Raw genomic sequence first — 17,469 nt, forward strand, 5'->3', positions numbered from 1 at the left:
GATGCCGCGCCTGTTCACGGCGCTCGGCCTCCCGCCGGAGATCGCCGCCGGGCTGGCGCCGTTCCGCGGCGGCCTGCAGGGCGCACGCTGGATCGAGCCGTCGGATCACCACGTCACCCTGCGCTTCCTCGGCGACGTGCCGGTCGCGCTTGCCGAGGACGCGGTCGAGGCGCTGTCGGAGATGCGGGCGCGGCCGGCGCTCGAGGTGGTGCTGGACGGCCTCTCGGTGTTCGGCGGCGACAAGCCGCGCGCGCTGCTCGCCAGCGTCGCCGCCACCCCCGACCTGATGGACCTCCAGGCCGAGCAGGAGCGCCTGATCCGCCGGGCGGGCGCCGAGCCGGAACGGCGCAGGTTCGTGCCGCACGTGACGCTGGCGCGCCTGCGCCGCGAGGCCACGCCCGAGGCGGTGGCGATGTACCTGTCGCAGGCGCCGATCTTCACGCCGCTGCGCTTTTCCGTGACGCAGGTGGTGCTGTACTCGGCGCGCGACTCGACCGGGGGCGGGCCCTACGTCGCGGAGGCGGCGTTTCCGTTCGCCTGAGCGGGGTCCTACAACCGCCGCAGCGCGACGCTCTCGATGCGATGGCTCGCGCCCTTGGCCAGGATCAGGCTGGCGCGCTGGCGGGTCGGCAGGATGTTGTCGCGCAGGTTCGGCAGGTTGATCGTCGTCCACAGCCGGTCGGCGATGGCGAGCGCTTCCGATTCGGGCACCTCGGCGTACTTGCGGAAATACGAGCGGGGGTCGCGGAACGCGGTCTGCCGCAGGCGCATGAAGCGCATCACGTACCAGCGGTGCAGATCGTCCTCGTGCCCGTCGAGGTAGATCGAGAAGTCGAAGAAGTCGGAGACGAACGGAATCGCGGTGCCGTCGCGCGGCAGGCGGGCCGGCTGCAGCACGTTCAGGCCCTCGACGATCAGGATGTCGGGGCTCTCGACCACCCGCTCCTCGCCGTCCACCCGGTCGTAGACGAGGTGCGAGTAGAGGGGAGCGGTGACGCGCTTCCGGCCGGATTTCACGTCGTGCAGGAACTGCAGCAGGGCGGCGGTGTCGTAGCTCTCGGGAAATCCCTTCCGGTCCATGATGCCCTGCGCGGCGAGCGCGGCGTTCGGCAGCAGGAACCCGTCGGTGGTGACGAGGTCGACCTTCGGGGTGTTCGGCCAGCGCGCGAGCAGCGCGGCGAGCACGCGGGCCGTGGTCGACTTGCCCACCGCCACCGATCCGGCGAGCCCGATGATGTAGGGCGCCTTGGTCTCGCGCTCGGCCATCAGGAAGCGCTGGGTCGCCTTGAACAGGCCCTGGCTCGCTGCGACGTAGAGCGCGAGCAGCCGCGACAGCGGCAGGTAGATCGCGACCACCTCCTCCACCGAGATCGGGTCGTTCAGCGATTGCAGGCGCTCGATGTCCTCCTGCGTCAGCGTCAGCGGCGTGTCGGCGCGCAGCTGTGCCCAGGATTCGCGGCTGAACAGGCGGTAGGGCGACAGCCGCTCCGACCCGTCGCCGGTGACCGGGTTCTGCCCCGTCACCGGGGTCTGGCCGGCGGCGAGCGCGGCCGCCTTCATGCCGGCGGCCTCGACGCCTTCTCGGCGATGCCGCTCTGCGCCGTGCGGCGCTCCAGCTCCGCCATCACCGCGGAGAGCTCGACGCCGCCGGCGCGCAGCAGCACCACGAGGTGGTAGAGCACGTCCGCCGCCTCGTTGGTCAGCCCGGTCTTGTCGCCCTGCACCGCGGCGATGGCGGCCTCCACCGCCTCCTCGCCGAGCTTCTTGGCGGCCTTGGCCGGGCCGCCCGCGAGCAGCTTGGCCGTGTACGATTGGTCGGGCGCGGTGCCGGCGCGGCTCGCCACCAGGCGGGCGAGGTCGTCGAGGGTGTAGGCGGACATAGAGGACCCGTGCGGCAGGGTTCGGAAACGACGATGCCGTCGCCGGAACCTGCGTCAACGGCGGGCGCCGGGCAAGCCGGGAGCCGGCACAGCAGCGCCTCGCCACCCGCATTTGCGCGACGGGCGGGTGGAATTGTCGGAAAAATGGTGCCGGATCCGGCCGCGGCCCCCGGCGTCTTCCCGATCTCGGGTCAGGCGTCCAGCCGCATCGCGAGGCCGGCCGCCGCCATGTGCGCCTTGGCCTCGGCGACGCTGGCTTCCCCGAAATGGAAGATCGAGGCCGCGAGCACCGCGCTGGCATGGCCTTCGGCGACGCCGGCCACGAGGTCGTCGAGCCCGCCGACGCCGCCCGAGGCGATCACCGGCACGGTCACCGCGTCGGCGACGGCGCGGATCAGCGCGAGGTCGTAGCCCGAGCGCGTCCCGTCCCGGTCCATGGAGGTGACGAGCAATTCGCCCGCTCCCTTGGCCGCCACCGTGCGGGCGAAGGCGATCGCGTCGAGGCCGGTGGGGGTGCGGCCGCCATGGGTGAAGATCTGCCACGCGTCCGGCTCGCCCGGCGCGGAGGTGCGCTTGGCGTCGATCGCCACCACGACGCATTGCGCGCCGAACTTCTCGGCGGCCCGCGCGACGAGGTCGGGATCGTTCACGGCCGCGGTGTTGATCGCGACCTTGTCGGCGCCGGCGAGCAGCAGCGCGCGCACGTCCGCCACCGCGCGCACGCCGCCGCCGACGGTGAGCGGCATGAAGCAGGCCTCCGCCGTGCGGCTCACCACGTCGAGCAGGGTGCCGCGCGCCTCGTGGCTCGCGGTGATGTCGAGGAAGCAGAGTTCGTCGGCCCCGGCCGCGTCGTAGGCCTTGGCCGCCTCGACCGGATCGCCCGCGTCGCGCAGCTCGAGGAACTTCACGCCCTTGACGACGCGGCCGTCCTTGACGTCGAGGCAGGGAATGATGCGGGTCTTGAGCACGCTGGGAGCCTTCAGGCGGTCGTGTCGTCGGGGTCGATCGCGAAGGGACGCGTGAGCATCTCGTCGTGGGTGTAGGGGCAGGTCTCGGGAAAGGTCTTCAGCGGAAGGCCGGTCTCGTCAGCCGCTTCGAGACGGGCGCGGCGGTAGGCGCGTTCCATCGCTTCCACCCGACGGCTCTTCAGGCCGGGACTGTCCGCCAGCTCGTCGGCCGCAGCCACCCGATGCGTCGCGATCGAGATCACCCAGCTTCGCGTCCGTCGCGATGGCTGGTGATCCCACTTGAGCATATGCAGCAGGACGATGCGCCACGCGCCGACGAGGCTGCTGAACTGGCTGCGACCCAAGCTCTCGATCTCCTCGGCGAGGTTCTCCCGATCGAGGCCGGTCAGGTCGCCCGCCCGGAGGCGTGCCCCCTGCTCCTGCGTCCAGGCGTAGAAGTCGTCCGCGTAGGCCGTCCCGGTCTCGGCCGGTCGCGCCGCCTTCGCCGAAGCCGTCATCGCCGCCTCCCGGCAAACCCTTGACCGGGCGAGCCTATCACGAAGCGCCGCCTCCGCGCGCCGCCCTGATCGCGAACAGCGCCGCGCGCGGGTCGATGCGGCCGTCGTAGAGGGCGCGCCCCGTGATCGCGCCGGCCAGCATCGCGCAATCGGGCTCGAGCAGGCGGTGCACGTCCTCGATCGAGGCAAGGCCGCCCGACGCGATCACCGGGATGCTCACGGCTTCGGCGAGCGCCACCGTCATCTCGATGTTGAGGCCCTTCAGGATGCCGTCGCGGGCGATGTCGGTGTAAATGATCGCCGAGACGCCGGCATCCTCGAACCGGCGGCCGAGGTCCTCGGCGGTCATGCTCGAGGTCTCGGCCCAGCCCGCCACCGCGACGCGCCCGTCCTTGGCGTCGATGCCCACCGCGATCCTGCCGGGATGGCGCCGCGCCGCCTCGTGGACGAAGGCCGGGTCGCGCACGGCCGCCGTGCCGATGATCACCCGTGCGACGCCCTTCTCGAGCCAGCCCTCCAGCGTGCGCATCTCGCGGATGCCGCCCCCGAGCTGCACCGGGATGTCGACCTGGGCGAGGATCGCGTCGACGGCGGCCGCGTTCATCGGCGCCCCGGCGAAGGCACCGTCGAGGTCGACCACGTGGAGCCAGGAGAAGCCCTGCTCGGCGAAGGCCCGGGCCTGCGCCGCCGGGTCGTCGTTGAACACCACGGCCTGGGCCATGTCGCCCTGCACGAGGCGGACGCAGTGCCCTTCCTTGAGATCGATGGCCGGATACAGGATCACGCGGACGCTCGTTTCTTCTGGTCGTTCGACGGAGGGCGCGGCGGTTACGGCCGCCAGCGCAGAAAGTTCGCGAGCAGGGCCAGCCCGAGATGCTGGCTCTTCTCCGGGTGGAACTGGGTGCCGGCGAGGTTGTCGCGCGCCACCATCGCAGTGACGGGACCGCCGTAGGCCGCCTCGGCGACGACCTCGTCCGGGCGATCCGCCTTCAGGGCGAAGCTGTGCACGAAGTAGGCGTGCAGCCCGTCCGGCCCGGTGCGGATGCCGTCGAGCAGCGGATGGTCGCGGGACGGCGTCAGGGTGTTCCAGCCCATGTGCGGGATCTTGAGCGTGGGGTCGGACGGCCGGATCGGGCCGACGTCGCCGGAGATCCAGCCGAGGCCTTCCGTGGTCTCGTATTCGAGGCCGCGCGTTCCCATCAGCTGCATGCCGACGCAGATGCCGAGGAAGGGACGCCCCGACCCGATGGCGGCATCGGTCATCGCCGCCACGAGGCCGGGGACGGCATCGAGCCCGCGGCGGCAATCGGCGTAGGCGCCGACCCCGGGGAGCACGATCCGGTCAGCGCGCGCGACCGCGTCCGGATCGCCGGTGACGACGATGCGGGTCTCCGGCAGCCCGGCCTCGCGGGCCGCCCGCTCGAAGGCCTTGGCCGCCGAGTGCAGGTTGCCCGACCCGTAATCGATGATCGCGACGGTCTCGGCGCTCACGGTCATTGTTCCTCGAAGACGCTCACCGGCCGCCCTGCGCGGGAAACAGGCCGATCACAGGCTCGGCCGCGCGGTTGCCCGCGAACGCGGTCGAGGCCCGGACGGTCGGCGCGGGGGCGGGGTCGAGCCAGCGCGTCATCGCCTTGGCTTCGGCCTCGTCGGCGTTGAAGGCCACCACCGCGTCGCGCGCCGGCCGGCCGTTGCGGGCGAGCGTCCAGCGCCGGAGCGAGGACGCCTCGAGCCCGATCAGCACCAGGACCAGCAGCGTGATCGCGGTGCCGGCGGCGGGCGACAGGCCGAGGCCGTAGCCGACGAGCGCGGTGGCGCCCAGCCCGGCCAGCACCAACAGGGCTGCGAGCCAGAGGCGGTGATAGAGGAACCACAGCACCGAGAAGGCGAAGGCCGCCCACGAGAACCCGTCCGGCACCAGCTGCGCCCGGTCGAGGTCGTGCGCCTCGCCGGAGCGGGCCTCGTGCGGCAGATGGAGCGTGTAGCTGCGCATCCTCATGGCGACCCCTTCCCTTTCCTGTCGGCCGAACGCCGGAGGCGGCTGCGCGAGCCCGCCGCGACGGCCGTCCGCGATCCTCGCCTACAGCGAACCCTTGGTCGAGGGAACGCGTCCCTCCTCGCGGGGATCGACCGCGACGGCCTTCCGCAAGGCGCGGGCCAGCCCCTTGAAGCAGCTCTCGGCGATGTGATGGGCGTTGTCGCCGTAGAGCGTCTCGACGTGGAGCGTGATGCCGGCGTTCATGGCGAAGGCCTGGAACCACTCGCGCACCAGCTCGGTGTCGAAAGCACCGATCTTCTCGACGCGGAAGGCGGTGCGGAACACCAGGAACGGCCTGCCCGAGATGTCGATCGCGACCCGGCTCAACGTCTCGTCCATCGGCATGTGGATGTCGGCGTAGCGGGCGATGCCGCGCTTGTCGCCGAGCGCCTTCGCGAAGGCCTGGCCGAGCGCGATGCCGCAATCCTCCACCGTGTGGTGCTGGTCGACGTGCAGGTCGCCGGTCACCCGCGCCTCGACGTCGAACAGGCCGTGCCGGGCGAACAGCTCGAGCATGTGGTCGAGGAAGCCGACCCCGGTGGCGATCCCGGCCTTGCCGGTGCCGTCGAGGTCGATCGAGACCGACACGTCGGTCTCCGCCGTCTTCCGGCTGATGCTGGCGCTGCGCATGGTCTTCGTGGGTGTTCGTTCGCCGGGCCGATGCGGCCGGCTTTCGTGCCTTCTAGTGCGGAAGCCGTCGCCGGGGGAAGGGCTCGGCTCAATCCTTGAGCACGCGCCCCGCCACCGCGTCGAGCTTGGCCAGCAGGTCCGGGTCGCGGTGGGACGGCGCCGTCATGATCGCGCCGTCGAGCGCCCGGTGCGAGCCGGCCGGGCAATCCTCGCGGGTCGCGGGCAGGTCGCGGGCGAGCCGCGCCACGAGGCGGGCGGCCTTGTCGGCGTTGGCCCGCGCCACCGCGACGACCGAGGCCACGTCGACCGCGTCGTGGCCTGGATGCCAGCAGTCGAAGTCTGTGACCATCGCGATGGTGGCGTAGGTGATCTCGGCCTCGCGGGCGAGCTTGGCCTCGGGCATGTTGGTCATGCCGATCACGTCGAACCCTTGCGCCTTGTAGCTCTTCGATTCGGCGAGCGAGGAGAATTGCGGCCCCTCCATGCAGACGTAGGTGCCGCCGCGATGCACGGCGATCCCCTCCGCCTCCGCCGCGTTCGCGATGCGCTTCTGCAGGTTCGGGCCGACCGGGTGGGCGAGCGAGACGTGGGCGACGCAGCCGTTGCCGAAGAACGAGGACGCGCGCCCCACCGTCCGGTCGACGAACTGGTCGACGAGCACGAACAGGCCCGGATGCAGCTCGTTGCGGAACGAGCCGCAGGCCGACAGCGCGACGAGGTCGGTGACGCCGGCCCGCTTCAGCGCGTCGATGTTGGCGCGGTAGTCGATGCCGGACGGGGAGAGGCGGTGCCCGCGGCCGTGGCGGGCCAGGAACACCACCTTGGTGTCCCCGATGCGCCCGATCCGCAGGGCGTCGGACGGCTCGCCCCAGGGCGACGCCACCCGCTCCTCGCGCACGTCCTCGAGCCCCGGCAGGTCGTAGACCCCCGACCCGCCCATCACACCGAGCACCGCTGCCGTCATGTCGATCGTCCGTTGTCGAAGGTGGCGCGTAGGAGCCGCTGCGGGGCTCCCTCTCCATGGGGAGAGGGGTGGGGTGAGGGGCGTGACCTCTCCGGACGGCGCACGCCCCTCATCCTGTCCTTCTCCCCCCGGGGGAAGGGACCCGCGCAGGTCTCGGCGAGGTCGAGATCTCCGCGTCCCGCTATCACGAACTGCGCGCGCGGCAAAAACGCGAACGGGCCCCGCGAGGGGCCCGTTCGGTCGTCCGTGGATCGATCGGGCGTCAACCCGCCTTGTGCAGCTCGGGCTGGAGACCGTGGACCTCGCCGCCGACGTCGGCCCAGACCCGCTTCTTGACGTAGTACAGCAGCCCCGAGAGCAGGATCAGGAACAGGATCACCCGGAAGCCGAGCGCCTTGCGCGCCATCATGTGCGGCTCGGCGGCCCAGGCCATGAAGGCCGCCACGTCGCGGGTGTACTGGTCGACCGTCTCCGGCACGACCGGCTGGCCGGCCTCGTTCTTCGGGTAGGTCACCTGGCCGTCGCTGATCGGGTTCGGCATCGCGATCAGGTGGCCGGGATAGTACTTGTTGTAGTGCACGCCGTCCGGCACGTCGGTGCCCTTCGGGGGCTCCTCGTAGCCGTTCAGCACCGCGTGGATGTAGTCCACGCCCTGCTCGGAATAGCCGACGAAGGGCAGCGCGTCGGTGATGAACCACGGGAAGCCGCGCTCGAAGGTGCGGGCCTTGGCCAGCACCGAGAAGTCCGGCGGCGCCTTGCCGCCGTTGGCCGCCGCCGCCGCCTGGTCGTTCGGGAAGGGCGGCGGGAACTTGTCGGCCGGGCGGCCGGGCCGCTCGAACATCTCGCCGGCGTCGTTCGGGCCGTCCTTGACCTGGTAGGTCGCGGCGAGCGCCTTGACCTGGCTCTCCGAGAAGTCGGGACCGCCCTCCTCCGCGAGGTTGCGGAAGTCCACCAGCTTCATCGAGTGGCAGGCGGAGCAGACCTCCTTGTAGACCTGGAACCCGCGCTGGAGCTGCGCCTGGTCTAAGCGGCCGAACACGCCGGCGTAGCTCCACTGGAGGCGGGGCGGCTGGTTGCCGCCATGCGCGTCCTCGGCGGAGGCCGCCGAGGAGCCCAGCGGGGCGCCGAGGGAGAGCGCCAGCAGGGAGGCGGCGAGAAGGCTCGAGAGTTTCATCGTCGGTTCCGGTCCTGCCCTCAGCCCTTGGTCGTCGGCGCCGCGGCGGCGCCCGCCGGCAGCCCGGACCCGCTCACCTGCTTGCCCGGCCCGGTCACGCTCTCCAGGATCGACCCGGGCAGCGCCTTCGGCGTCTCGATCAGGCCGACGATCGGCATCACGAGGAGGAAGTGGGCGAAGTAGTAGAAGGTGCAGATCTGCGAGGCGATGACGTAGCCGCCTTCCGGCGGCTTGGCGCCGAGCCAGCCGAGGATGACCGTGACTGCCAGGAACAGCCAGAAGAACTGGCGGTAGATCGGCCGGTAGTTGCACGAGCGCACCCGCGAGGTGTCGAGCCACGGCGCGAGCGCGAGGATCAGCACCGCCGAGAACATCAGGATCACGCCGCCGAGCTTCGACGGCACCGCGCGCAGGATCGCGTAGAACGGCAGGAAGTACCATTCGGGCACGATGTGGGCCGGGGTCACGGCGGGGTTGGCCGGGACGTAGTTGTCGGCGTGGCCGAGATAGTTCGGCTGGTAGAAGATGAACCACGCGAACAGGATCATGAACACCACGGTGGCGAACACGTCCTTGATCGTGGCGTAGGGGGTGAAGGGCACCGCGTCCTTCGAGGACTTGATCGGGATGCCGGTCGGGTTGTTCTGGCCGGTGACGTGCAGCGCCCAGACGTGGAGCACCACGACGCCGGCGATCATCCACGGCAGCAGGTAGTGCAGCGAGAAGAAGCGGTTGATCGTCGGGTTGCCGACCGAGTATCCGCCCCAGAGCAGGCTCTGGATGGTGTCGCCGACCACGGGGATCGCCGCGAGGATGTTGGTGATGACGGTCGCGCCCCAGAAGCTCATCTGGCCCCAGGGCAGGGTGTAGCCGAGGAAGGCGGTGGCCATCATCAGGAGGTAGATGATCACGCCGAGGATGTAGAGCACCTCGCGCGGTGCCTTGTACGACCCGTAATACAGCGCCCGGAAGATGTGCACGTAGACCGCGACGAAGAACATCGATGCGCCGTTGGCGTGGGCGTAGCGCAGCAGCCAGCCGTAGTTCACGTCGCGCATGATGTGCTCGACGGAGTTGAACGCCTGGGTCGCCGAGGGCTCGTAGTGCATCGCGAGCCAGACGCCGGTGACGATCTGGATGCCGAGGAAGGCGATCAGGATCGCGCCGAAGGTCCAGAAGTAGTTCAGGTTGCGCGGCACCGGGAAGGCGACGAACGACGAGTGCACCAGCCCGACGATCGGCAGGCGGGCCTCGAACCACTTCGCGAGGCGGCTCTTGGGGACGTAGGCGTTGGCGTGAGCGCTCATGGGCGGTCCCTCGTGTCTCAGGCCGCGGCCTTGGCTTCCTCGCCGATGCGGATCTTCGCGTCGGTCTGGAAGGAATAGGGCGGGATCGGAAGGTTGATCGGGGCGGGGCCGCGGCGGACGCGGCCGACCGCGTCGAACTGCGAGCCGTGGCAGGGGCAGGCCCAGCCCTCGAAGTTGCCCTGGTGGCCGATCGGCACGCATCCGAGATGGGTGCAGTTGCCGTAGACCACGAGCCACTGGTCGTGGCCCTTCTTCACCCGCGTGCCGAAGGGAGCCGGATCGGAGAGCTGGCTCTCCGGGATCGCCTTCATGTCCGTCACCTCCTTCTCGGTGAGCTTGCGGACGAAGATCAGCTTGCCGCGCCAGAACACGTTGATGATCTGGCCGTCGGTGATCGGGGCGAGGTCGACGTCGATCGGCGCGCCGGCGGCGATGGTGGCGGCGTCCGGCGCCATCGAGGCGACGAAGGGCCAGGCGACGGCGCCGACGCCGACGGCGGCGCCCGCGCCGGTGGCCAGGTACAGGAAATCGCGGCGGGTTCCGTCCGGGGCGGCGGTGCCGGTGGACGCGGCGGCGGAGGTGTTCGCCAAGGTCGTCAATCTCCCAGTGTGCCGTCGCCCGATCTCGTGGCGTCGGGCAGGTCGGCGGAGCGCTCCCGGGCGGATGGAAATCCGATCTCGCCCGCCGCGTCGGACCGCCCGTGCGGAGCGGACCAGAGCATCATCGTTCTAATCTGTGCAATGCGACCGCACGTCGCCCGAAGTCAAGCCAAGCTGTGCCGGAGGACGACACGGATCGGGTTTCCTATCGCGCGGGCGGCCCGGCGGGCCCGGGCCTGCGGTCCCGAAGCGCGGTCAGGCGGCGCCAGCGGGCGGTGAGCAGGATCGCGACGACGAACAGGCCGGCGCAGAAGCCGAGCCAGATCCCGTAGCCCTGCAGCCCCGCCCCCCAGGCGAGCGCCGCGCCGGCGGGCACGCCGATGCCCCAATAGCCGCCGACGGCGATCAGCATCGGCACCTTCGTATCTTGCAGGCCGCGCAGCATCCCGAGGGCGACGGACTGGACCCCGTCGGCCACCGCGAACAGCGCCGCGAAGCCGAGGAAGCCGACCGCGTAGGGCATCACCGCGGCGTTGGCGGGTGCCTCGACGTCGAGGAACAGCCCGATCAGCAGGCGCGGCGCGCCGAGCTGGAGGCTGGCGCAGGCCGCCATGAAGCCGAAGCCGAGCGCCAGCGCGACGCGGCCGGCGAGCCGCACGCCCTGCGGGTCGTGCGCGCCGTGCCGCAGGCCGACGCGCACGGTGGCGCCCTGCGCGACCCCGTTCGGGACCATGAAGCAGAGCGCCGCGATCTGGATCGCCACCGCGTGCGCGGCGAGCTGGGCCGCGCCGAACAGCCCCATGCCGAGCACCGCCGCCTCGAACAGGCCGGCTTCCGCGAGCCCCGTCCCCGCCATCGGCAGGCCGAGGCGGAACAGGGCCGAGAGGCGCTTCGCATCGAAGCGCCAGACCCGGTGCAGCAGCTGGTACCGGCGCAGGCCGCGGTCGCGCAGGATCACCGCGACGAGCACGAGGAGGGTGAAGAACGCGGCGCAGGTGGTGGCGATGCCGACCCCGACCAGCCCCATGCCGAGGCGTCCGGGGCCCTCGAAGGCGAGCCAGACCCCGAGGCCGATATTGACCGGCAGCGCCATCAGGCTGGCGGCGAGCGGCCAGCTCGGGCGCTCCAGCGCCGCGAAGGTGCCGCGCAGCACCATGAACAGCAGGGCCGGCCACATCGCCCATTCCAGCGCGCGCATGTAGCGGCCGGCATCCTCGGCCAGCGCCGGCGGCTCGCCGATCGCTTCCAGCAGCGCCCGCGTGTGCCACAGCCCGAGCATCAGCGGGATCGCGACGAGGGTCGCGGCCCAGAACCCGGCCCGCACGAGGCGGCGCACGGCGTCCGAATCGGTGCGGTCACGCCCGAGCGCCTCCGCGATCAGGGGCGCCACCGCCGAGGTCAGGCCGATGCCGCAGATGAACAGGATGAAGTACAGGCTGGTGGCCAGCGTCGCCGCCGCGAGCTCGGGCGCGCCCAGGCGGCCGAGCATCACCGTGTCGGCGGTGATAAGCCCGTGCTGGGCGAGGTTGGTGAGGACGAGGGGCGCGGCGAGCGCGAGGGTCGCGCGCAGCTCCGCGATCCACGCTCGCCGGACGGGAGGCCGCCCCTCCCCGGCCGAGGCCGCGAGGCCGAATGCCGGCATGTCTTGGTCTTTCGATGATCTGGCCGGCGCGGCCGCCCATTTGAATGCAGAGAGGTCCTATGCCCTCCCCGTCATTCCGGGCTCTGGTTCCGCGCGTCCTACCCAGGCAACGCGTCGGAAATCCGACGGGGCTCGGGTTTGGGCGCCCGGTCGGGCAGGAAGCCGCCGGACTGGCGCTCCCACAATCGGGCGTAGAGGCCGCCGCGGCCGATCAGCTCGGCATGCGTCCCCTCCTCGACGATGCGGCCCTCGTCGATGACCACGAGGCGGTCGAGCGCCGCGATGGTCGAGAGCCGGTGGGCGATGGCGAGCACGGTCTTGCCCTGCATCAGGGTGTCGAGGCTCTCCTGGATCGCCGCCTCGACCTCCGAATCCAGCGCCGAGGTCGCCTCGTCGAGGATCAGCACCGGGGCGTCCTTGAGGATCACCCGGGCGATGGCGATGCGCTGGCGCTGGCCGCCCGAGAGCTTCACCCCGCGCTCGCCGACCTGGGCGTCGTAGCCGCGCCGCCCCTTGTGGTCGACGAGGTCGTGGATGAAGGCGTCGGCATGGGCGAGCTCGGCGGCGCGGGCGACCGCGTCCATGGTCGCGTCGGGGCGGCCGTAGGCGATGTTGTCGCGGATCGAGCGGTGCAGCAGCGAGGTGTCCTGGCTGACCATGGCGATGGCGCCCCGCAGCGAATCCTGCGTGACGCGCGCGATGTCCTGGCCGTCGACGGTGATGCGGCCGCTCTCGACGTCGTGCAGGCGCAGCAGCAGCGAGGTGATCGTGGTCTTGCCCGCGCCGCTGACGCCGACGAGCCCGACCTTCTCGCCGGCCCGGATGTGCAGCGACAGGTTCTCGATCACGTTGGCGTCGCCGCGGCCGTAATGGAAGCCGACGTTCTCGAAGCGGATGTCCCCGCCCGCGACCTTCAGCACGGCGGCGTCGGGCGCGTCGACGAGCCCGTGCGGACGGCTGATCGTCTGCATGCTCTCCTGGATCACGCCGACGTTCTCGAACACGCCGCGCACGGTCTGCATCACCCAGCCCGACATCGCGAGCAGGCGCAGCACCAGCGCGAGGCCGGCGGCGGCCTCGCCCGTGGTCATGCCGCCGCGCTGCCACAGCATCAGGCACAGGGCGCCGGTGGCGAGCAGCAGGGCGCTGTTGAGGATGCCGAGCAGGGTCGTCGTCAGCGTCACCAGCCGGAACTGGTGCAGGTAGGTCCGGGTGTTGCTATCGATCGCCTCGCGCACGGCCGCGCGCTCCTCGCGGTCGCGGGCGAAGAGCTTGACGGTGAGGATGTTGGTGTAGCTGTCGACCACCCGCCCGACCAGCGCCGAGCGGGTCTCGGCGGTGCGGTGCGACCGCTCGCGCGCCCGCGGCACGAACCACGCCGTCAGCCCGGCATAGGCCGCGATCCAGGCCACCACCGGCAAGGCCAGCCACACCGAGATCGACGAGAACAGGCCGACCGCGGTGATCGCGTAGATCGCCACGTAGAGCAGGGTGTCGATGAACACGACCGCGATCTCGCGCACCGCCGGGCCGACCTGGACGATGCGGTTGGCGAGGCGGCCGGCGAAGTCGCCCTGGAAGTACGAGAGCGAGTGGCCGAGCGTGTAGAGGTGGGTGCGCCAGCGGACCTGGTTGGTGGTCTGCGGCACGATGAGCTGGTTCGAGGCGACCTCGTGCAGCCAGATCGTGGTCGGCCGCACCACCACGAGGAACAGCGCGGCGAGCGCCAGCGCGAGCCCATGATCCTGCAGCAGCGTCGTCCGGTCGGCGCCGTTCATCAGGTCGATGAACCAGCGCATCAGCAGGTAGAGCGAGGCCTCGACCGTGCCCGCCACCACCGCGATGACGAACAGGGCGGCGAGCGCGGCCCGCATCGGGCGCAGGTAGAACGCGGCGAAGCCGAGCACGGTCTTGGGGGGCATCCGCTCCGCGTCGAAGGGCGCGAACGGGTCGATGCGGCGCTCGAGCCAATCGAGGAACATGGTGTCACGGTGCTTTGCGTCGGGGAGGCGTGACCCTCATGTAAGCCCGCGGTCGTCCCGGCCAAGCGGGGAGCGATGCCGCAGCGCGTCGGGGCTGCCATGCGTCGGCACGGATCGGCCGTGCCGGCGTGGATTGGTCGGCGGCGCCGAAGCGGATATCCCCGGAGCATGCTCCGCCTCGCGCTCTACCAGCCCGACATCCCCCAGAACACCGGCACGCTGCTGCGCATGGCGGCCTGCCTCGGGCTCTCCGTCGAGATCGTCGAGCCGGCGGGCTTCGACGTGTCCGACCGTCACCTGCGCCGCTCGGGGCTCGACTACCTCGACCACGTCGCGATCACCCGGCACCGTTCCTGGGCGGCGTTCTCGGAATGGCGCCTCCAGGCGGGAATCCGCCTGGTGCTCGCCACCACCGCGGGCGCCCTGCCCTACACGGGCTTCGCCTTCCGCGACGGCGACTGCATCCTGATGGGCCGCGAATCGGCCGGCGTGCCCGAGGCGGTCCACGCCGCGGCCGACGCGCGGGTGGTGGTGCCGATCCGCGCCGGAATGCGCTCGCTCAACGTCGCGGTCGCCGCGGCGATGATCTGCGGCGAGGCGATCCGGCAGGGGGCCGGGCCGACGGCCTGAGGCGCCCGGCCCGCGCGCGCCCGACGGTGTCGCCGGGCGCCTCGCGCCGGTTCGCCGCCGTGGGCGGTGGCTCGCGCCCGCGCGATCGGCGTCACGCCGTCACGCCGTCACGCCGTCACGCCGGCGCGCGGGCCGCGAAGACCTCCTTGGCGGCGAACAGGCCGTTGAGGGCGGCCGGGAAGCCGGCATAGACCGCCATCTGCATGATCACCTCGGTGATCTCGTCGCGGGACAGGCCGACGTTCAGGCCCGCCTCGATGTGCACCTTCAGCTGCGGCGCGGCGTTGCCCATCGCCGTCAGCGCCGCGATCGTGGCGATCTCCCGCGATCGCAGGTCGAGGCCGGGGCGGCTGTAGATGTCGCCGAACGGGAACTCGATCAGGTAGCGGGCGAAATCCGGGGCGATGCCGGACAGCGCCGCGATCACGTGCTCCCCGGCCTGCCCGTCGATCTCAGCGAGCGCGCGGGCGCCCCGCGCGTAGCGGCTTTCCGGGGTCGGGCTCTGGTCGGTCGTCATCGTGCATCCCTTCGGTCGAGCAGGCATAGCCGGCGATCTTCGTGTCGAGGGCGGCCAGGGCGTCCTGCAACGCGGCGACGTGCGTGCGGACCTGCGCGCGATGCCGTTCGAGCAGCAGGCGCCGTTCCGGAGCCGTCGCCGGTCCGGCGCGCCGCAGGGCCGCGTAATGCAGCATCGTCCGGATCGGCATGCCGGTGGTCTTGAGACGGTCGAGGAAGCCGATCCAGGCCAGGATCGACCCGTCGTAGTCCCGGTGCCCCGCGGCGTCCCGCTCGACGAACGGCAGCAGCCCGATCCGCTCGTAGTAGCGGAGGGTGTGGGCCGTCAGGCCCGAGCGTTTGGCGAGTTCGCCGATCCGCATGCACCGCTTGCCTCTCGGCCCTTTGACCCTTTGGGCCCTCGCCACGATGCCACGGCTTCGAGCGCGCTCGAAGTCAAGCGCGGGTCGAAGCCCGGTTTCGCGATGCGTGAATTGACGCCGCCGGGGCGGAGTGGGACATCCCGTCCATGACGATGCCGGACACCGAGACAGCCCGCCCCCGCCTGCCCAAGGCCGACGTCACGGCGCTCAAGGCCGAGGCGACCGCGTGGTTCACGACGCTGCGCGACCGCATCGTCGGCGCGCTCGAGACCTTGGAGGCCGAGGCCGAGGGGCCGTTCCATCCGGACGCACCCGCTGCGGCTGGGCACTTCGAAAAAACCCCCTGGGAGCGGACCGACCACACCGGCCGGCCCGGTGGCGGCGGCACCATGGCGATGCTGCACGGCCGGGTGTTCGAGAAGGCCGGCGTCCACGTCTCGGCGGTGCACGGCGAGTTCGCGCCGGAGTTCCGCGCCCAGATGCCGGGCGCTGCGGAGGATCCGCGCTTCTTCGCCACCGGCATCTCGCTGATCGCGCATCCGTGGAACCCGAACGTGCCGACGGTCCACATGAACACCCGCTTCGTGGTGACGACGAAGACGTGGTTCGGCGGCGGGGCCGACCTCACCCCGGTGCTCGAGCGCCGGCGGACGCAGGACGACCCCGACACGCAGCACTTCCACGCCTGCCTCAAGGCAGCCTGCGACGCCCACGCCCCGGCGGCGAACTACGACAAGTACAAGCAGTGGTGCGAGGAATACTTCTACCTGCCGCACCGCAAGGAGCCCCGCGGCGTCGGCGGGATCTTCTACGACTACCACTGGACCGGCGACCCGCAGGCCGACCTCGCCTACACCCGCGACGTCGGCGGCGCCTTCCTCGCGGCCTATCCCGAGATCGTCCGGCGCAACGTCGCGACGCCCTGGACCGAGGCCGACCGGCTGGAGCAGCAGGTGCGGCGCGGGCGCTACGTCGAGTTCAACCTGCTCCACGACCGCGGCACGATCTTCGGCCTGAAGACCGGCGGCAACGTCGCCTCGATCCTGTCGTCGCTGCCGCCGACCGTGCGCTGGCCGTGAGCGAGGGCCTCCCCAAAAGCTTCGCCCCGCAGCAGGACGCGGCGCTGAAGGCCATCGCCGCCTGGCGCAAGGACAAGGGCGCCGCCCAGGTGTTCCGGCTGTTCGGCTACGCCGGCACCGGCAAGACCACGCTGGCCCGCCGCATCGCCGACGACGTCGACGGCTCGGTGGTGTTCGGCGCCTTCACCGGCAAGGCGGCCTCGGTGATGCGCCAGAAGGGCTGCCAGGACGCCGCGACGATCCACTCGCTGATCTACCGCACCAAGGAGACGGAAGAGGGCGGCCCCGCCTTCTCGCTGAACCGCGCCGGGCCGGCGGCCAAGGCCGACCTCATCGTCATCGACGAGTGCTCGATGGTCGACGCGGACCTGGGCCACGACCTGCTGTCGTTCGACAAGCCGGTGCTGGTGCTCGGCGACCCGGCGCAGCTGCCGCCGGTGCGCGGCGGCGGCTTCTTCACCGAGGCCGAGCCCGACGTGATGCTGACCGAGGTCCACCGCCAGGCCAAGGACGACCCGATCGTGCGCATGGCGATGACGGTGCGCGAGGGCGGCCGGCTCGCGCTCGGCGAGTACGGCGCCAGCCGCGTGGTCTCGCGCCGCGCCATCGACCCGACCCAGGTGCTCGACTGCGACCAGGTGCTGGTGGGCATGAACAAGACCCGCCGTCTCTACAATGGGCGGCTGCGGGAGCTGGCCGGCCACGTCGACCCGATGCCGGCGGTGGGCGAGAAGCTGGTCTGCCTGCGCAACGACCGCACGAAGGGCCTGCTCAACGGCTCGACCTGGACCGTGCAGGCCCTGCGCGCACCGCCCCGCCCCGACACGATCCGCCTCGACGTGGTGCCGGAGGACGACGCCGGCACGCGCAAGCGCGCCATCGACATCAAGGTTTTACGCGCCGTGATTTCCGGGTCGGAGGAGGAGATCCCGGCCTTCCTGCGCCGGGAGACCGACGAGTTCACCTACGGCTACGCCCTCACCGTCCACAAGGCGCAGGGCTCGCAGTGGGACAAGGTGGTGCTGTTCGACGAATCGTTCGCCTTCCGCGAGCACCGGGCGCGGTGGCTCTACACCGGCCTGACCCGCGCGGCGCAGGCGATCACGGTGGTGGTGTAGGACCGGCTCTTCCCTCCCCCGACGGATCTCGTGCTCGCCCGAGATCCGCACCCTGTGTGCCCAAGTCGGGCAGGCCCGACTTG

At 71.4% G+C, this 17,469-nt stretch carries 20 protein-coding genes; 4 read left to right on the forward strand and 16 right to left on the reverse strand.

The window, feature by feature from the left end:
• Position 1 precedes the first annotated feature (1 nt).
• Positions 2 to 541, forward strand: coding sequence for an RNA 2',3'-cyclic phosphodiesterase (gene thpR / locus MKK64_RS15210; RefSeq protein ID WP_243935729.1), 540 nt, complete (start codon positions 2 to 4; stop codon positions 539 to 541).
• A gap of 8 nt (positions 542 to 549) precedes the next feature.
• On the opposite strand, the gene coaA is transcribed toward thpR, so the two are convergent.
• The 14 genes from coaA to MKK64_RS15280 all read right to left on the reverse strand — a co-directional run bounded on the left by coaA (position 550) and on the right by MKK64_RS15280 (position 13,681).
• Positions 550 to 1,560 carry a type I pantothenate kinase gene (gene coaA, locus MKK64_RS15215; protein ID WP_147725797.1) on the reverse strand — a complete coding sequence of 337 codons (1,011 nt, stop codon included), beginning with the start codon at positions 1,558 to 1,560 and terminating at the stop codon, positions 550 to 552.
• Positions 1,557 to 1,880 (reverse strand): phosphoribosyl-ATP diphosphatase, encoded by a 324-nt coding sequence (locus MKK64_RS15220; protein WP_147725798.1) that lies wholly within the window; start codon positions 1,878 to 1,880, stop codon positions 1,557 to 1,559. The genes coaA and MKK64_RS15220 overlap by 4 nt, the downstream gene beginning before the upstream one ends.
• A gap of 191 nt (positions 1,881 to 2,071) precedes the next feature.
• On the reverse strand, positions 2,072 to 2,848 hold the full coding sequence (hisF, locus tag MKK64_RS15225; protein ID WP_147725799.1) for an imidazole glycerol phosphate synthase subunit HisF: 777 nt from the start codon (positions 2,846 to 2,848) through the stop codon (positions 2,072 to 2,074).
• 11 nt (positions 2,849 to 2,859) lie between these two features.
• Positions 2,860 to 3,345: a DUF29 domain-containing protein gene (locus MKK64_RS15230; RefSeq protein ID WP_243935731.1), complete on the reverse strand. Its 486-nt coding sequence runs from the start codon at positions 3,343 to 3,345 to the stop codon at positions 2,860 to 2,862.
• Positions 3,346 to 3,382: 37 nt separating this feature from the next.
• Positions 3,383 to 4,129 carry a 1-(5-phosphoribosyl)-5-[(5-phosphoribosylamino)methylideneamino]imidazole-4-carboxamide isomerase gene (gene hisA, locus MKK64_RS15235; RefSeq protein WP_147725801.1) on the reverse strand — a complete coding sequence of 249 codons (747 nt, stop codon included), beginning with the start codon at positions 4,127 to 4,129 and terminating at the stop codon, positions 3,383 to 3,385.
• A gap of 44 nt (positions 4,130 to 4,173) precedes the next feature.
• Complete coding sequence (gene hisH, locus MKK64_RS15240) at positions 4,174 to 4,836, reverse strand: imidazole glycerol phosphate synthase subunit HisH (protein ID WP_147725802.1); 663 nt, start codon at positions 4,834 to 4,836, stop codon at positions 4,174 to 4,176.
• Between the two features lie 22 nt (positions 4,837 to 4,858).
• The gene (locus MKK64_RS15245; protein WP_147725814.1) at positions 4,859 to 5,338 is read right to left on the reverse strand and encodes a DUF2628 domain-containing protein; all 480 of its coding nucleotides are present in this window, start codon (positions 5,336 to 5,338) and stop codon (positions 4,859 to 4,861) included.
• A gap of 87 nt (positions 5,339 to 5,425) precedes the next feature.
• Positions 5,426 to 6,013: an imidazoleglycerol-phosphate dehydratase HisB gene (gene hisB / locus MKK64_RS15250; RefSeq protein WP_147842693.1), complete on the reverse strand. Its 588-nt coding sequence runs from the start codon at positions 6,011 to 6,013 to the stop codon at positions 5,426 to 5,428.
• Positions 6,014 to 6,101: 88 nt separating this feature from the next.
• The gene (locus tag MKK64_RS15255; protein WP_147725804.1) at positions 6,102 to 6,977 is read right to left on the reverse strand and encodes an S-methyl-5'-thioadenosine phosphorylase; all 876 of its coding nucleotides are present in this window, start codon (positions 6,975 to 6,977) and stop codon (positions 6,102 to 6,104) included.
• 262 nt (positions 6,978 to 7,239) lie between these two features.
• On the reverse strand, positions 7,240 to 8,151 hold the full coding sequence (locus MKK64_RS15260; protein WP_243935732.1) for a cytochrome c1: 912 nt from the start codon (positions 8,149 to 8,151) through the stop codon (positions 7,240 to 7,242).
• Positions 8,152 to 8,171: 20 nt separating this feature from the next.
• Positions 8,172 to 9,458: a cytochrome b gene (locus MKK64_RS15265; RefSeq protein WP_147725806.1), complete on the reverse strand. Its 1,287-nt coding sequence runs from the start codon at positions 9,456 to 9,458 to the stop codon at positions 8,172 to 8,174.
• 17 nt (positions 9,459 to 9,475) lie between these two features.
• The gene (petA, locus tag MKK64_RS15270; protein WP_147842694.1) at positions 9,476 to 10,048 is read right to left on the reverse strand and encodes a ubiquinol-cytochrome c reductase iron-sulfur subunit; all 573 of its coding nucleotides are present in this window, start codon (positions 10,046 to 10,048) and stop codon (positions 9,476 to 9,478) included.
• Positions 10,049 to 10,262: 214 nt separating this feature from the next.
• Positions 10,263 to 11,699, reverse strand: coding sequence for an MATE family efflux transporter (locus MKK64_RS15275; RefSeq protein ID WP_243935733.1), 1,437 nt, complete (start codon positions 11,697 to 11,699; stop codon positions 10,263 to 10,265).
• A 98-nt stretch (positions 11,700 to 11,797) separates the two neighbouring features.
• The gene (locus MKK64_RS15280) at positions 11,798 to 13,681 is read right to left on the reverse strand and encodes an ABC transporter ATP-binding protein (RefSeq protein WP_147859056.1); all 1,884 of its coding nucleotides are present in this window, start codon (positions 13,679 to 13,681) and stop codon (positions 11,798 to 11,800) included.
• A gap of 168 nt (positions 13,682 to 13,849) precedes the next feature.
• On the opposite strand from MKK64_RS15280, the gene MKK64_RS15285 reads away from it, so the two are divergent.
• On the forward strand, positions 13,850 to 14,311 hold the full coding sequence (locus MKK64_RS15285; RefSeq protein WP_147842697.1) for a tRNA (cytidine(34)-2'-O)-methyltransferase: 462 nt from the start codon (positions 13,850 to 13,852) through the stop codon (positions 14,309 to 14,311).
• 115 nt (positions 14,312 to 14,426) lie between these two features.
• Here the strand turns inward: MKK64_RS15285 and MKK64_RS15290 are convergent, their stop codons facing one another.
• Together MKK64_RS15290 and MKK64_RS15295 are read right to left on the reverse strand one after the other, a co-directional pair.
• A complete protein-coding gene (locus MKK64_RS15290; protein WP_147727510.1) occupies positions 14,427 to 14,828 on the reverse strand; it encodes a carboxymuconolactone decarboxylase family protein in 402 nt (133 codons plus the stop codon).
• A complete protein-coding gene (locus MKK64_RS15295) occupies positions 14,764 to 15,189 on the reverse strand; it encodes a MerR family transcriptional regulator (RefSeq protein ID WP_243935734.1) in 426 nt (141 codons plus the stop codon). The genes MKK64_RS15290 and MKK64_RS15295 overlap by 65 nt, the downstream gene beginning before the upstream one ends.
• A 152-nt stretch (positions 15,190 to 15,341) precedes the next feature.
• On the opposite strand from MKK64_RS15295, the gene hemF reads away from it, so the two are divergent.
• Together hemF and MKK64_RS15305 are read left to right on the forward strand one after the other, a co-directional pair.
• Complete coding sequence (hemF, locus tag MKK64_RS15300; RefSeq protein WP_243935785.1) at positions 15,342 to 16,268, forward strand: oxygen-dependent coproporphyrinogen oxidase; 927 nt, start codon at positions 15,342 to 15,344, stop codon at positions 16,266 to 16,268.
• Positions 16,265 to 17,386 carry an ATP-dependent RecD-like DNA helicase gene (locus tag MKK64_RS15305; RefSeq protein WP_243935735.1) on the forward strand — a complete coding sequence of 374 codons (1,122 nt, stop codon included), beginning with the start codon at positions 16,265 to 16,267 and terminating at the stop codon, positions 17,384 to 17,386. Before hemF ends, MKK64_RS15305 begins: the two co-directional genes overlap by 4 nt.
• Positions 17,387 to 17,469: the final 83 nt, after the last annotated feature.

This window comes from Methylobacterium sp. E-025, assembly GCF_022829705.1.
GTDB lineage: Bacteria > Pseudomonadota > Alphaproteobacteria > Rhizobiales > Beijerinckiaceae > Methylobacterium.

Excerpts from the sequence above, each read along its gene's own strand:
- thpR (WP_243935729.1), top strand. The coding sequence starts at position 2 with ATGCCGCGCCTGTTCACGGCGCTCGGCCTCCCGCCGGAGATCGCCGCC.
- coaA (WP_147725797.1), bottom strand. The coding sequence starts at position 1,560 with ATGAAGGCGGCCGCGCTCGCCGCCGGCCAGACCCCGGTGACGGGGCAG.
- MKK64_RS15220 (WP_147725798.1), bottom strand. The coding sequence starts at position 1,880 with ATGTCCGCCTACACCCTCGACGACCTCGCCCGCCTGGTGGCGAGCCGC.
- MKK64_RS15230 (WP_243935731.1), bottom strand. The coding sequence starts at position 3,345 with ATGACGGCTTCGGCGAAGGCGGCGCGACCGGCCGAGACCGGGACGGCC.
- MKK64_RS15245 (WP_147725814.1), bottom strand. The coding sequence starts at position 5,338 with ATGCGCAGCTACACGCTCCATCTGCCGCACGAGGCCCGCTCCGGCGAG.
- hisB (WP_147842693.1), bottom strand. The coding sequence starts at position 6,013 with ATGCGCAGCGCCAGCATCAGCCGGAAGACGGCGGAGACCGACGTGTCG.
- MKK64_RS15255 (WP_147725804.1), bottom strand. The coding sequence starts at position 6,977 with ATGACGGCAGCGGTGCTCGGTGTGATGGGCGGGTCGGGGGTCTACGAC.
- MKK64_RS15260 (WP_243935732.1), bottom strand. The coding sequence starts at position 8,151 with ATGAAACTCTCGAGCCTTCTCGCCGCCTCCCTGCTGGCGCTCTCCCTC.
- MKK64_RS15265 (WP_147725806.1), bottom strand. The coding sequence starts at position 9,458 with ATGAGCGCTCACGCCAACGCCTACGTCCCCAAGAGCCGCCTCGCGAAG.
- MKK64_RS15275 (WP_243935733.1), bottom strand. The coding sequence starts at position 11,699 with ATGCCGGCATTCGGCCTCGCGGCCTCGGCCGGGGAGGGGCGGCCTCCC.
- MKK64_RS15280 (WP_147859056.1), bottom strand. The coding sequence starts at position 13,681 with ATGTTCCTCGATTGGCTCGAGCGCCGCATCGACCCGTTCGCGCCCTTC.
- MKK64_RS15285 (WP_147842697.1), top strand. The coding sequence starts at position 13,850 with ATGCTCCGCCTCGCGCTCTACCAGCCCGACATCCCCCAGAACACCGGC.
- MKK64_RS15290 (WP_147727510.1), bottom strand. The coding sequence starts at position 14,828 with ATGACGACCGACCAGAGCCCGACCCCGGAAAGCCGCTACGCGCGGGGC.
- MKK64_RS15295 (WP_243935734.1), bottom strand. The coding sequence starts at position 15,189 with ATGCGGATCGGCGAACTCGCCAAACGCTCGGGCCTGACGGCCCACACC.
- hemF (WP_243935785.1), top strand. The coding sequence starts at position 15,342 with ATGCCGGACACCGAGACAGCCCGCCCCCGCCTGCCCAAGGCCGACGTC.